This is a genomic window from Betaproteobacteria bacterium (genome assembly GCA_009377585.1).
Taxonomy (GTDB): Bacteria; Pseudomonadota; Gammaproteobacteria; order Burkholderiales; family WYBJ01; genus WYBJ01.
In genome coordinates, this window is record WHTS01000142.1 from 1 (window position 1) to 13,560 (window position 13,560).

Annotated in this window: 12 protein-coding genes and 1 pseudogene; 11 read left to right on the forward strand and 2 right to left on the reverse strand. The window is 66.3% G+C overall.

The genetic code is table 11. The features are described from left to right. Both GEV05_27225 and GEV05_27230 read left to right on the forward strand, forming a co-directional pair. A partial coding sequence (locus GEV05_27225) for a winged helix-turn-helix transcriptional regulator (protein MPZ46991.1) occupies positions 1–939 on the forward strand: 939 nt, incomplete at its 5' end. Further along, positions 936–1,211: pseudogene (locus tag GEV05_27230) on the forward strand (SIR2 family protein). The gene GEV05_27225 and the pseudogene GEV05_27230, both read left to right, overlap by 4 nt. Positions 1,212–1,338: 127 nt before the next feature. Here the strand turns inward: GEV05_27230 and GEV05_27235 are convergent. Further along, the gene (locus GEV05_27235; protein MPZ46992.1) at positions 1,339–2,958 is read right to left on the reverse strand and encodes a hypothetical protein; all 1,620 of its coding nucleotides are present in this window, start codon (positions 2,956–2,958) and stop codon (positions 1,339–1,341) included. On the opposite strand from GEV05_27235, the gene GEV05_27240 reads away from it, so the two are divergent. The 9 genes from GEV05_27240 to GEV05_27280 all read left to right on the forward strand — a co-directional run bounded on the left by GEV05_27240 (position 2,131) and on the right by GEV05_27280 (position 12,351). Next, complete coding sequence (locus GEV05_27240; protein MPZ46993.1) at positions 2,131–3,276, forward strand: alpha/beta fold hydrolase; 1,146 nt, start codon at positions 2,131–2,133, stop codon at positions 3,274–3,276. The genes GEV05_27235 and GEV05_27240 overlap by 828 nt on opposite strands. Next, positions 2,969–5,287, forward strand: a complete 2,319-nt coding sequence (locus GEV05_27245) for a hypothetical protein (protein MPZ46994.1) — start codon at positions 2,969–2,971, stop codon at positions 5,285–5,287. Before GEV05_27240 ends, GEV05_27245 begins: the two co-directional genes overlap by 308 nt. After that, positions 5,284–6,435, forward strand: a complete 1,152-nt coding sequence (locus GEV05_27250) for a thiolase family protein (protein ID MPZ46995.1) — start codon at positions 5,284–5,286, stop codon at positions 6,433–6,435. The genes GEV05_27245 and GEV05_27250 overlap by 4 nt, the downstream gene beginning before the upstream one ends. Then, on the forward strand, positions 6,432–7,145 hold the full coding sequence (locus GEV05_27255; GenBank protein MPZ46996.1) for a hypothetical protein: 714 nt from the start codon (positions 6,432–6,434) through the stop codon (positions 7,143–7,145). Before GEV05_27250 ends, GEV05_27255 begins: the two co-directional genes overlap by 4 nt. Beyond that, positions 7,142–8,287, forward strand: coding sequence for an acyl-CoA dehydrogenase (locus GEV05_27260; protein MPZ46997.1), 1,146 nt, complete (start codon positions 7,142–7,144; stop codon positions 8,285–8,287). The genes GEV05_27255 and GEV05_27260 overlap by 4 nt, the downstream gene beginning before the upstream one ends. Further along, complete coding sequence (locus tag GEV05_27265; protein MPZ46998.1) at positions 8,284–9,969, forward strand: AMP-binding protein; 1,686 nt, start codon at positions 8,284–8,286, stop codon at positions 9,967–9,969. Before GEV05_27260 ends, GEV05_27265 begins: the two co-directional genes overlap by 4 nt. A gap of 207 nt (positions 9,970–10,176) precedes the next feature. Beyond that, positions 10,177–11,007, forward strand: a complete 831-nt coding sequence (locus GEV05_27270) for a racemase (protein ID MPZ46999.1) — start codon at positions 10,177–10,179, stop codon at positions 11,005–11,007. A 44-nt stretch (positions 11,008–11,051) separates the two neighbouring features. Next, on the forward strand, positions 11,052–11,279 hold the full coding sequence (locus tag GEV05_27275; protein ID MPZ47000.1) for a hypothetical protein: 228 nt from the start codon (positions 11,052–11,054) through the stop codon (positions 11,277–11,279). After that, the gene (locus GEV05_27280) at positions 11,218–12,351 is read left to right on the forward strand and encodes a tripartite tricarboxylate transporter substrate binding protein (protein MPZ47001.1); all 1,134 of its coding nucleotides are present in this window, start codon (positions 11,218–11,220) and stop codon (positions 12,349–12,351) included. The genes GEV05_27275 and GEV05_27280 overlap by 62 nt, the downstream gene beginning before the upstream one ends. Before the next feature lie 76 nt (positions 12,352–12,427). On the opposite strand, the gene GEV05_27285 is transcribed toward GEV05_27280, so the two are convergent. Beyond that, a complete protein-coding gene (locus GEV05_27285; GenBank protein ID MPZ47002.1) occupies positions 12,428–12,943 on the reverse strand; it encodes a PEP-CTERM sorting domain-containing protein in 516 nt (171 codons plus the stop codon). Between the last annotated feature and the right edge of the window lie 617 nt (positions 12,944–13,560).

The window sequence follows — 13,560 nt, forward strand, 5'->3', positions numbered from 1 at the left end:
CTCCGCAAGGTGGCCACCATCGAGAGCGTCGGCTCCTCTACGCGCATCGAGGGCGCGACGCTATCGGATGCCGAGGTCGAGGACCTACTCTCACGGGCGATCTCCATTAAGTCCTTCAAGACGCGGGATGAGCAGGAAGTGGCCGGATACGCCGCGGCGATGGACCTCGTGTTCGAAGCCTACGCCGACATGCGTCTCACCGAGAACCATATCCGCCAACTACACCAGACCTTACTGCGTCACAGCGACAAGGATGCGCGCCATCGTGGCTCCTATAAGACGCTCTCCAACAATGTCGTGGCGTTCGATTCGGACGGACGGGAGATCGGCGTCGTCTTCGAAACGGCCTCGCCTTTCGACACGCCGCGCGAGATGGAGGCGCTCGTCGCCTGGACGCGAAAAACGCTGGATGAGGAAGCACTGCACCCTCTCCTCGTCATCGCCGTCTTCATCGTGGCGTTTCTGGCGATCCATCCTTTTCAGGATGGAAACGGGCGGCTCTCGCGCGTGCTCACCACGCTCCCCCTACTGCGAGCGGGCTACGCTTATGTGCCGTACGCCTCGCTGGAGCGCGTGATCGAGGAAAACAAAGATCTGTACTACAACGCGCTCCGGCGTACGCAGACGACTCTCAAGAGCGAAACGCCGGATTGGGAACCTTGGGTGGGCTTCTTCCTGCGTTCCCTCAAGAGGCAGAAGGATAACCTTGCGGCACGACTAGACCGCGAACGGATCGCTCAGGGCAGCGAGGCCGATTTGCCGGAGCTAGCGCTCCAAGTCCTCAAAGCGCTGCGGGCAAAAGAGCGCCTGACGATCGCGCAGCTTGCATCGATCACCGGCGCAAATCGGAACACGCTAAAAGTGCGTCTGCGCGAACTGGTCGCAGATGGGCGCGTGCGGCAGCACGGCAAGGCGCGCGCCACATGGTATTCACTATGAGCACTGAACCGCCAACCATCGACCAGGCACAACTCACAGGTATCATCTGCGAGCGGCCACAGAATTTTGCGTGGTTTCTGGGCGCGGGCGCATCAAGATCCGCGGGGCTTCCAACTGCGACGGACATCATCTGGGATTTGAAGCGGCGCTATTACTGCCAGCAGGAGAATGAGGACATCTCCCGTCAGGATGTGCACCTCGAAGCCGTGCGATCTCGCATTCAATCCTACATGGCCTCGAAAGGCTTTCCGACGGAATGGGCTCCTGAAGAATAGTCTCTTTAGGCAGCCGCCCACGCAAACTCCAAATTCAGCGGGTTGCGTGCCCGCGCAGAATGGGCGTGCGGGCCGCAACCTGCATGCCTCTATGACTGCACTCGAATGTCCGTGGCACCCGAGGTCAGTCCACCATCGGAATGTTCGCTTCCTTGATCACCTTGGCATACCGAACGACGTCGTCCCTGATGATCTTCGTGAATTCCTCGGGATTGGCGTACGCGGGCTCCGCGCCCTGGCTCGCGAGCTTGTCCTGGAGGTCGGGCAGGGTGAGAACCTTGGCGATGTCGGCCGACACCTTGTTGACGATGGCTTTCGGCGTTGCGGCCGGCATGAGCAGGCCGTTCCACGAGGTCACGTTGTAACCGGGGAGTCCGGCCTCGGCGAACGTCGGTACCTGCGGCAGCGCACGCAGCCGTTGTTTGCCGGTCACCGCCAGCCCCTTGAGCTTGCCGTTGTTGATGTACGTGGCAACGGTAATTGGAGGCACCATCCCCAACTGCACATGACCACCCAGCAACGCCGTCGCGACACCGCCGCTGCCCTTGTAGGCGATGTTCTGGAAGTCGGTGCCACTCAGCAGCCGGAACATCGCCGACCGCAGCTCGGCCAGGCCGCCGACCCCCGAGGCGCCGTGATTGAGCTGCCCCGGACGCGCTTTCATATAGCCGATGAACTCCTTCAGATTGTTCGCCGGCACCGAAGGATGCACCGCCAGTATCGTCTCGTTGTTGTAGATGTTCGCGAGCGGCGCGAAATCCTTGAGCGAATCGTAAGGGAGCTTGCGGATCAGGAGGTGATTGAGCGCGAAGGTGGTGTTGGCGAAGGTGAGCGTGTAGCCATCCGGGTTGGCCCGCGCCCCGGCCAGGGTGCCGATGGTGGTGTTGCCGCCCGGCCGGTTGTCTATGATCACCGAATGTCCCCACAGCTCGGTCAGCTTGGCGCCCACGAGACGCGACACGATGGTGCTGCTGCCGCCCGGTTCGTAGGGCGTGATGAGCCGCACCGGCCGGGTCGGATAAGCCTGCTGCGCAAGGGCGAGCCCCGGCAGCCCCGGCAGCCCCAGCATCGTCGCGACCATGCAGCTTCCCAGGAGTGCTCTGCGTTTTCTCACGATCTTCTCCCCGCTGTGTCCGGCATCGCCGTGAGCCCGCAGCATAGGCCGGGAGCCGTGCACCTTGCAAAAAAATCCGCGCATTTCCTCCGGCCCGCCATCTTTGATAACCTGCGTAGCAGCTACGCAACCCGGATTCGCATCATGGAACGCGGCATCGTCGCCACGCGTTACGGCCATATCCACTTCCGCCGCGGCGGCGCTGCGCAGCCGCGCGCGGTCGTGATCAGCCACATCAGCCAGCAATCCTCGGCGCTCATGATCGAGCTGGTCGAGGCGCTCGCACCGAAGGTGCAGGCGATCGCGCTCGACTACCCGAGCTGCGGCATGTCCGACCACGTAGCTCAGCAGCCCGCGATCGAAGACTATGCCAGCTGTGTCGTGGCGGTCATGAGCCATCTCGGCCTCGAACGCGCCACCGCGCTGGGCGAGGCGACCGGCGCGTTCGTATCGGCCGAGCTCGCAGCCGCGCACCCCGATCGCATCGAGCGGGCGATCCTGGTGAACTGTCCTTACTATCCCGAGAAGTCGGTGCACGAACGCGCCCACGCGCCGCTGCGGGATCGCCTGCGCCCCGCCGACCCGAGCGGCTTTCCGCTCACGCGCACGCTCGACTTCGTGCTCGAACAAGACCCCGCGCATGCGCCGGCGAACGCGAACCAGTCGTGGATGGACCGGATCAACGTGGCGCAAATGGAGGCCGGTCGCAACCGCTGGCAGCCGCTGCAGGCGCTCGGCGCCTACGATCTGCTGGCACGGCTGCCTGCGCTGCGAGCGCCCGTTCATTTCATCATGGGCGAGCAGTTCCACTATCGCAAGGACCTGGATGCGCTCGCGTCGCATGCGAAAAGAGCCACCACCGAAGTCATCGCGGGCGCCCGCTTCTGCGTCACGTGGAGTCATGCCGCGCACATCGCGAGCCGCACCATCCAGCTCATGGAGCTATGAGCGTCGGACGCGCCTGCCGGGTCGCGGCGAAGCCCGCGATTGCCCGCCTGATTCGAGCGCAGCGCCCATGAACCTGCAATCGCTTCTCGAGCCGCGATCGGTCGCCGTCGTCGGCGCGTCGGCCGAGCCGAACAAGCTCTCCGGCATGATCGTCGGCTTCCTCGCGGCCAGCGGCTACGCCGGCCGTGTCTACGCGGTCAATCCGCGCTACGACCGGATCGGCGAGGTCGCATGCTATCCGTCGGTCGCTGCCTTGCCGGAGACGGTGGACCTGTTGGTCTGCGCCGTACCGGTCGCGGTCGCGTTCGAGGCGATCGAGTCGGCCGCACGCCGCGGCGTGCCGTTCTGCCTGCTGATGACGGGCGGCTTCGGCGAAGGACGCACCGGCGCTGAAGGCGAAGCGCGCCGGCAGCGTCTGCTGGCAATCTGCGAGCGAACCGGCATGCACGTGGTCGGGCCGAACACGGTCGGCATGGTCAACTTCCGCGCCCGGCTCCCGCTCACGTTCGCCGACTGGTATGCGCGCGACACCGGAAAGCGCGGCGGCGTGGCGATCGTCACGCACAGCGGCAGCGTCGGCGGCCTCATCTTCTCGGCACTGCAGCGCGACGGCATCGGCGTCGATTACTGGCTCGGCCTCGGCAACGAGGCGACGCTCGAAACCGCGGATTTCATCGCGCATTTCAACGATGATCCGACGATACACACGGTGATCTGCTACCTCGAAGGCGTGCGCAGCGGCCGCAAGTTCATGCAGGCTGCGGATGAGGCGCGCCGCCGCGGCAAGAATATCGTCGCCCTGCGGGCCGGCGGCCATCCGCAATCCGCGCGCTCGACGCGCTCGCACACCGGCAAGATTCCCGCGGCGTTCGAGGTATACGCGGGGGTTTTCCGACAGCTCGGCGTGATCGACGTCGCCTCGCTCGCGGAGCTTTCGTATGCGATGGTTCTGCTCACGAGCGTTGGCGCGCGCCTGGGACCGCGCGTCGGCATCATCTCCGCTTCCGGCGGCGCGTGCTCGCTGCTCGCGGACCACGTGGTCGACGCCGGGCTCGAGCTGCCCGAGCTGCCGCCAGCGCTCCAGGAGGCGCTCGATCGGGCCATTCCGGAATACGGGTCGTCGCTCAATCCCGTGGATCTCTCCGCCGACGTGGTTTCGCGCGCCGGGATCCTGCACGGCGCGCTCGCCGCGCTGCGCGAAGACGACAGCATCGACGTCTGGCTCGTTTTCGGGCGGCCGATCGTGGACCGCTACTACCGCGTGCTGATCGACTTCGCGCAAACGACCGGGAAGACGATGATCGTATGCTGCGGCGTGCCGCTCGAGCCCGCGGTGCACGTCAAGCTGCGCGAAGCCGGGATTGCCGTGCTGGACGATCCACAGCTATGCCTGCGGGCTTTGGGCCGGATTCAGCGGGCGGCGATCGAGTCGCGGATGGAGTGCTCCGGAACCGAGAACCACACCCCTTGCAGGGCGCGCATCGGCATGCAGGCCGATGCCGTTCGCCCGGCGCGGACCATGGTCCGCGAATTCCCGGCCTCACCCCCGGCGCTGCGCGCCACCCCTCCTCGTGAGAGGAGGGGAAAAACCCGGACATTCCCCTCCTGCCAAGGAGGGGCGGGACGCGACAATGTCGCGGACGGGGTGGTCACATTGCGGCGGGCAGACTACACCCCTTCTCCTCGTGAACCGCGGTGGTCCGAAGCCGAGGAGGAACTGCAACGCGCCGGGCAGCGAAAACCGGGCAGCACCCGATCCGTACACGCCGCAATCGAGGACGACCGCGATTTCGGTCCCGTGCTCGCCCTGAGCAGCGGCGTCGTGGGAAGGCGGGTCGTTCGGGCCCTGCCCGCCTCCACCGACGACCTGCGCGACGCAGCGCAGGAGCTTGCCGCCATCGACAGCCGCCTCTGCGGCTCGCTGGAACGTATCGTCGGGTCGCTGCATGACTGGATCGAGTCGAACCCGCCGGGCACCGAAGCGTGCGTCGATCTGGCGCTCACGCCGTGAGCGCGCGCGTTGCGATCGCCGGCATCGGCGAGTTGCCACAGGGCCGCTCCCTGCTGCCCAACACGATGACGCTGCACGAGCGCCTTGCCACGCTTGCGCTCGAAGATGCGCAAGTCGAGCTCGAGGACGTGGACGCGCTGCTCACGGTCGCGCCGCGCTCGGACCCGTATCTCATCCACGCGGCCGCGCTGGCGGAGCATCTGGGCATCACGCCCGCCGTCACCTGGACCCTGGAAGCAGGCGGCGCCGCACCCGCTGCCATGGTCGACACGGCGCGCGGCCTGATCGCGAACGGCACGGCGCGCACGGTGCTCGCCGTCGCGGCGGACATGCCGCTCGGCGCCGTCTCGCGCAATGCTTACGTCGGCGCGCTCGCCGAAGCAGGCCCCGTGCACCCGGACATCGAGCGACCCTACGGCCCCAGCGTGCCGGCGATGTTCGCGACCGTCGCCCGCGCGCACATGGATCGTTACGGTACCAGCGCCGATCACCTGGCCGCCGTGGCCATACAGAACCGGGCCGCCGCGGCGCGCCACCCGAACGCGCACTACCGCGATCCGATCGATCTCGCCGCCTATTCGGCGAGCCGCATGATCGCCGATCCGCTGCGCCTGCTCGACTGCGCGCCGGTATCGGACGGCGGCGGTGCGGTCGTCGTCACGGCAGCCGATCGCGTGAAGGAACGCAAGGTGGAAGTACTCGGAGCTGGGTTCTCCACCACCCACCTGCACCTGTCCGCGGCGCCTTCCCTGACGACATTCGGCGCCGGCGCGGCGCTCGAGCGCGCACTCGCCCAGGCCGGAGTGCAGCGCGTCGACCTCGACCTGGCGCTCGTCTACGATTGCTTCACCATCGCGCTGCTGGTCAACCTGGAAGACCTCGGCTTCATCGGACCGGGCAGGGCGGGACCCGCCTTCGCCGAAGGTCGCTTCGGACCGAACGGAGACTTGCCGGTCAATCCGCACGGCGGTCTGCTCTCGCACGGTCATCCGGCGCGTGCCGGCGGCATGGGGCAGCTCATCGAAGCTGTCGTACAGCTGCGTGCAACGGCGGGCGAGCGGCAGGTCGGCTGCGCCGAGATCGCGCTCGTGCACGGCATGGGCGGTGTGTTCGCAACCCACGGCGTGTTGCTGCTCGCGCGCGCATGAAACATCCGACGCCGAATCCCACCGGCACCTCGGCGCCGCATTGGCAAGCGGCCGGCGACGCGCGCCTCGTGCGACCCGATGCGCGTCTCGCGCTACGCGATGCGCGTCTCGCGCTACCTTACTGCGAATCGTGCCGGCGCTTCCACTGGCCCGCACGCGCCCGTTGCCCGCAGTGCCGCGGGCAGTCGACCTGGCGTGATGCATCCGGCCTCGGCCGCATCGCCACGTTCAGCATCGTGCGCCGCGCGGTGAATCCCGAGCTCGCAGAGGATGCACCCTACGCGATCGCGTTCGTCGATCTGGACGAGGGCGTGCGCCTTTTCACCAATATCGTCGACGCGCAGCCCGATATGCTGAAGATCGGCATGCGCGTTCGCTGTAAATTCGAGGCCGCGCTCGATGCGACAGTGCAGGTGCCTGTGTTTGCACTGGAAGCCGATTTTTACTCATCCTCGTCTTCTCCCTCACCCCCGGCCCCTCCCTTGCAGGGCGCGCATCGGCATGCAGGCCGATGCCGTTCGGCCGGCGCGGACCGCCTCGAAGAGCTACGTCGTAGGCTCGACGATCAGTGCCCCGGCGGTTGGCGTCGACTCGCTTTGCGGTCGATCCCCACAAGTGGGGCCCCTCGCCCGGTAAGCTCGCGCCGCTATGGTCCGCGAATTCCCGGCCTCACCCCGGAGGGAGAGGGGAGCCCTGCGGACTCTCGATGATGGATTACCAGATCCCGGACGAATTCGCGCAGCTCGCGCGGCTTGCCGAGCAGTTCGTGGCAAACGAGTTGCTCCCGCACGAGCAACAGGTCGAGCATGACGATCATCTTCCCACCGACCTGCGCCGCCGGCTGCGCATGAAAGCGGTCGAAGTGGGACTGTTCGCGTTCAACATGCCGGCCGAAGTCGGCGGGCCCGGGCTGCCCTACCTCGCGCAAGTGCTGATTCGCGAGCAGCTCGGCCAGGTGAGCGTCGCGCTTGCCGACATGGTCGGCCGCCCGCCCAAGGCGCTGCTCGCGTGTACGGACGCGCAGCGCGCGCGCTTCCTCTACCCCGCCGTCCGCGCCGAGAAGACCTGGGCCTTCGCCCTGACCGAGCCAAACGCGGGATCCGACGCAGCCGCCCTGAGCACCCGAGCCACGCGCATCTCCGGCGGATGGCTCCTGAACGGTACGAAGCATTTCATCTCGCACGGCGACTTTGCCGATTTCGTCATCGTCATCGCAAAGACCGGCGAGGCCGACGCGCCGACCGCATTCCTGGTCGAGCACGAAACGCCCGGTTTCGCCGTCGGACGCATCCACCCGAAAATGGGCTGGCGCGGTTATCCGATGGCCGAGCTCGTCTTCGCGGATGCATTCGTGCCCGATGCCAACCTGCTGGGCGAACCGGGCGACGGACTGCGCCTTGCTCTGTCGGCCATCGGCGAAGCACGCATCGGCGTGGCGGCGCACTGCCTGGGGCTCGCCCAGCGCGCGTTCGATTACGCGGTGAATCATCTGAAGGTTCGCCAGCAGTTCGGGCAGCCGCTCGCGCGTTTTCAGGGATTGCAATGGGCGGTCGCTGACATGGCGCTCGACATCGAGCAGTCGCGCGCCCTGCTCTATGCCGCGGCGCGCACGATGGACGGCGCAGGCGACGCACGCACAGCCGTATCGATGGCCAAGCTCTCCTGCACCGAGATGGCGGGGCGCGTCACCGATCGCGCGCTCCAGCTCCTCGGCGGCGCCGGCTACATGGCCGAAGGCCCGCTCGAAATGTTGTACCGCGACGCGCGCGCCTTTCGCATCGGCGAAGGCACGAGCGAGATCCAGAAGAACCAGATCGCACGCGCGGTGCTCGGCCGAGAGCTGGTCGGATGAGCCGCGCACTCGACATGCCGCACGCGGCCTGCCCCCGAGAACCTTTGTCGGAGGTGGAGGGCTGGACGCTCGGCCGCTTCTGCGACGAGATCGGCGCGCGCTTCGGCAGCCTCCCCGCCGTCGCCGCCGCCGATCACACGGTGAGCACGACCGAGCATCGCCGCTGGACCTATGCCGAGATGGCGCGCGATGCACAGGCGCTGCAATGGGGACTGATGGATGCCGGCATCGCCCCGGGCGAGCGCGTCGGCGTGATGATCTCCAGCGTCCCGGAGTGGGTGCTGTATCTCTTCGCCGTCACGCGCCTGGGTGCGGTGTTCCTGCCGATCAATACGCGCTTTCGCGATCGCGAGCTCGAGCACGTCATGGGGCATTCCGGCAGCCGCACGCTGATCGCCATGGGCCGCTATCTCGGCCACGACTACGCGGCGACCATCGCCGCGGTGCGAAGCCGGCTGCCGGAGCTGCGCACGATCATCGGCGTGCGCGGCGCACCGCATCGCGACGCGATCGACACCGAAGATCTTCTCGTGCGCGGCCACGAGCTGCTCGCCGAACGCGGCACGCCGCCGCGAGCCGACGATGGGCAAGCAACCGCGCTCCTGTTCTATACCTCGGGCACGACCTCGTTCCCCAAGGGCGTTCCGCTCACGCACACGAATCTTCTGCCGCATTCGGTGCGGGCCGGCGCACTGCTCGACCTCCAGCCCGGCGAGAAGGTGCTCAACCTCTATCCGTTCTTCGGCATCTCGGGCGGCGCGAACAAGGTGCTGTCGACCTTCGGTTCGGGCGCCGCGCTGGTGTTCCAGGATGCGTTTCGCGCGCAGGAAGCGTGCAATCTGCTAGCGGCTGAGCATTGCAGCGTGATCCACGGCGTCGACGTGCACATCCGCGAAATGATCGCCGTGCAGAAGCAACGGCAAGCCGGCGAGCAACCCGAGCGGCGTGCGACCATCGCGTTTACCGCCGGCGTCGACGAACCGCTTGCGCGCGCGATGGCCGACGCATTGGGCATACGCCGCTTCAGCCATCCTTATGGCATGACCGAGACCAACCCGATGATCCTGCGTAACGCGCTCGACGATCCGTTCGACGCCTGCGTGAGGCCCGGCGGACGCGTGGCGCCGATGGTGGAAGTGCGGGTGGTCGATCCGGAAACGGGCGCCGATCGTCCCATCGGCGAGGAAGGCGAGATCGTGGTGCGCGGCCCGACCGTGATGCGCGGCTACTACAACGACCCGGAAGCGACCGCGACGGCGTTTCGCGACGGCTGGTTCCATTCGGGCGACCTCGGCGTGCGCACGCAGGAGGGCTTCATCTTCTATGTCGGGCGGCTCAAGGACATGCTCAAGGTCGGCGGCTTCAACGTTGCACCCCAGGAGGTGGAGAGCTTCCTGCGTACGCATGCCGGCATCCTCGACGTTGCGGTGACGAGCGCGCCGGATGCGCGTCTGGGCGAAGTGCCGGTCGCGTTCGTGCAGTTGCAACCCGGTGCGCGCATGACGCCCGAAGAGCTGATTGTGTCGTGCCGACAGCACCTGGCGAACTTCAAGGTGCCGCGCGCGGTGTATGCGGTCGACGCCCTGCCCTATCACACGGCCGCGCATGGCGCGAAGCTGCAGCGTCACGTGCTGCGCGAATGGGCGCAGGCGCGTGCGCGCGGCGAAACCCGGGAGTCATGATTTCGATCCGTCATTCCCGCGGACGCGGGAATCCAGAATCAGAAGCTTTCCTGGATTCCCGTTTTCGCGGGAATGACGTTGCCGGCGCCACGTGCTCGCTGGCAGAAGTCCAGATGAACCGGAAGCATCCTGGATTCCCGTTTGCACGGGAATGACGTATCACAAAGTGTCCACCGTCGTTTTTGGAACGCTCTCGAGGAAAATCCCATGCGCATCTGGCACCAAAGCTTCACCGTCCTGCAAGACCTCCCCGCCTACGTCGATGTGCTGAAGGAGCGCATCGCAGCGGTCGTGCGGCCCGACACCGAAGTCGTCCTGCACGGGCAGGTCCCGGGCACGTATCCGAGCAACTATCCCGGCACCGATCTGTCCTTCGGCGTGCTCTACTGGATGCACGGCCTGCAGTGGCTCGCGGCCGCGCGCGAGGCGCAGAAGCAGGGGTTCGATGCGATGGTGCTGGCAAGCATCGCGGGGCCGATGGCGCGCGAGATCCGCACGGTGGTGGACATTCCGGTGGTCGGCTACGGCGAGGCCGCTTTCAATCTCGCCGGGCTTTACGGGCGCCGCGCCGGCATGCTGTTCTTCATCAAGGAGCGGCTGGACTTCTGGCCGGATCAGCTCAAAGCCTGGGGCCTGGGCGAGCGCTTCGCCGGCATCGAGCACGCCGGCGTAAGCTTTCAGGACGTGCTCGCGGCCCACATGGACGCATCGAAACGCGACGGCGTCGTGACGCGCATCGTCGAGCAGGGCGAAAAACTGGTGCGCGAAACCGGCGCGGACGTGATCGTGCCGGGCGAGCTGCCGCTCAACCTGCTCCTGACCGGCGCCGGCGTGCGGCAGATCGCGGGTGCCACCGTGATCGATGGCATTGCGACGACCTTCAAGTTTGCCGAAATGCTGGTCGACCTGCAGCGCGTGAGCGGCATGAAGCCGAGCCGGCACGGCTGGTTTCACGCCGCGCCCGACCCGCAGCGCTACGAACAGGTGCTGGAGTTCTACGGCATCCACAACCTGGGTGCGCGCATTCCTTCGGCGTGACGAGGCTGCTACGATCCCGCCGAACGCAACCACGGAAGCATCCCATGACCACCAAACCGCCCGACACCGACACGTTCTATCATCGCCCGCCGTATTCCGAGGGCTTCGACATCGGCTATCCGCAGGAGAACCTCGAAGGCGAGATGTACAAATATCGCTGCCGCTACTGCAAGCGCCTTACCACCGACATCAACGGACGGCTGGAGAACCATGCCGAGGATTGCGAGTACCGCTTGGCGCGCACGAAGCAGGCGGGGACGCGCGATGGCTGACGCTGCGCTTCCCGCCCAACGCATGCCATCCATCGAGACGCTTCGGCAACCCGGCATCGCGCGTGGCGCGGGGGTAGTGCTGGCAGGCTGCCTGCTGGCATCGGCCACGTTGCCATGGGTAGCCCGCGATGCAGCTGCGGCCGATGCCGCCACCGACTATCCGCAGCGGCCTATTCGCGCCGTGGTGCCGTCGCCGGCAGGCGGGCCGCCCGATCTCATCCTGCGCATGCTCGCGCCCAAGCTCGCCGCCTCGCTCGGCCAGCAGGTGGTGATCGACAACCGCGCGGGCGCCGGCGGCGTGGTCGGCACAGCGACGGTCGCCCGGGCAGCGCCCGACGGCTATACGTGGCTTTTCACCACCGCCTCGCACACCAACACGCCGCCCTTCAACAAGAACGTTCCGTTCGATCCCGTGAAAGACTTCAGCCACGTCTCGCTGGTGGCGCAGAACTTCGGCCAGGCGCTGGTCGTTCCGCCGAGCTCGCCCGCGAAGACCGTGCAGGAGCTGATCGCGATCGCACGCCAGAACCCGGGCAAGCTCAACTACGCCACCGCCGGACTCGGCACGGCGAGCCACATTCCCGCCGAGGTCATGAAGTCGATGGCGGGCGTCGACATCGTCGGCGTGCAGTACAAGGGCACTTCGCTGGCGATGGGCGACGTACTGGCGGGACGGGTCGACATGCTGTTCATCGGCACCAATGTCGCGGTGACGCATGTCAATGCCGGACGGCTGCGCGCGCTCGCGCTGACCGGCGCGAAGCGCTGGAAAGGCATGCCCGACGTACCGACCATGCAGGAAGCCGGGCTCGCGGGCTACAACATCATCAACTGGTTCGGGCTATGGCTTCCGGCAGGTGCGGCGCCGAATCTCATAACCCGGCTGCATGCCGAGTTCGTGCGCGCGCTGTCCGACCCCGAGATCCGGCAGCAATTCGATGCGCAGGGCCTGGAGGGGGTCGGCATGCCGCCGAAGGAGTTCGCCGAGTTCGTTCGGCGCCAGTCGGAATTCATGCACGCGCTTGCCCGCAAGATCGAGTCGGCGCCCAAGCCGGAGGCCAAGACGCCTTGAGCGACCTTGCGCCCGCGGCTCGGTCAGAGGGCGAGACCTGACCCGCGCAAGCGCGCGAGCACGGTGCCGCGTCACTTCAGGTGATTGCCAGACCTGGGCGACGAGCGATGTATCCGAGCAGTCCTAGACCGACAAGCAGCAACAGGTAAGTCTCGGGTTCGGGGATAGCGGTTACGCCGCCCGTTCCGTCCCAGTTCAGCGCAAGCGGGTTGCCGCTTCCGTCAGCGATGAAGTAGCCCTCGGGCAGCGTGAGGTCGAGGACCGCGGAATTGAACCAATCTCCAGCCGCGGCGCCGTCCAAGGCGGCCGAAAACGACTCGATGCGCGCGTCGACTCCGATCAAGGCGCCGCCGAACACGTTATAGGGAAAGTCGATGTGCAACCGGATGTTGTCGAAGCCGTGCCGGTATTCGCCCGCCAGCGGATTATCGATGTCGGCATTGTAGGTCCCGGGCGCGGCGAACGGGGTCACGAACGTGTCCGGCGTGTGCGAGAAACTTTCGGTCACTCCGCTTCCGCCGTTCGCGGCCATCCAGGTGTACGTGTACCTGGCGCTCACGAGCGTGCTGGAGTTGGTGCTGACGTTGCGCATCTGAATCGTCGTGTCGAAGCCGTTCCTCCCCGAGCCTGTGGGGCCGAAGAGAAATGTCGGAATTTCGAATTGGCCGGTTACGACCATGTCGACGTGAACGCGGATGAGCTCACCGGGTACAACGGGGATGCCGGGCGTGGCTTCGATCGTGAAGACGGGACTGAGCGCCCCGGTGACCTCGCTTCGATCGCCGCTCGCAAGCGGCCGGCGAACGCGCTGCTCGCCCTTGATCACACCCTTGTCGAGATCGGCCTGGACCTTGCCGTATAGCTGTACAACCGGGCCCGCGGGATTGGCCGTGTCAGCGGGGAACAAGCGATCTTCCAGCAGGAAGACGAAGTTGTCGTCTGCGCCGGAAAATACGCCTCTGCTGCCAAAATCGATCCGGCCCGTCACGGCATCGGCAGCTTGTGCAGCTGGGCAAGCTACGGCCGTGAGTAGAAGGAGCGCTTGAAGACCAAGACGGAGTCGCCTCATGATACGACCTCCTACTCGATACTCGCTTTTACTGCCTGGCTGGGTGATTGTCAAATCTTGCGTCGTGGCGGCGGTATCAGGTTGTCCAAAAAGGGGGAATGTCACGTGACGCCAGCTATGCCACTGAAATCCATCAGCCT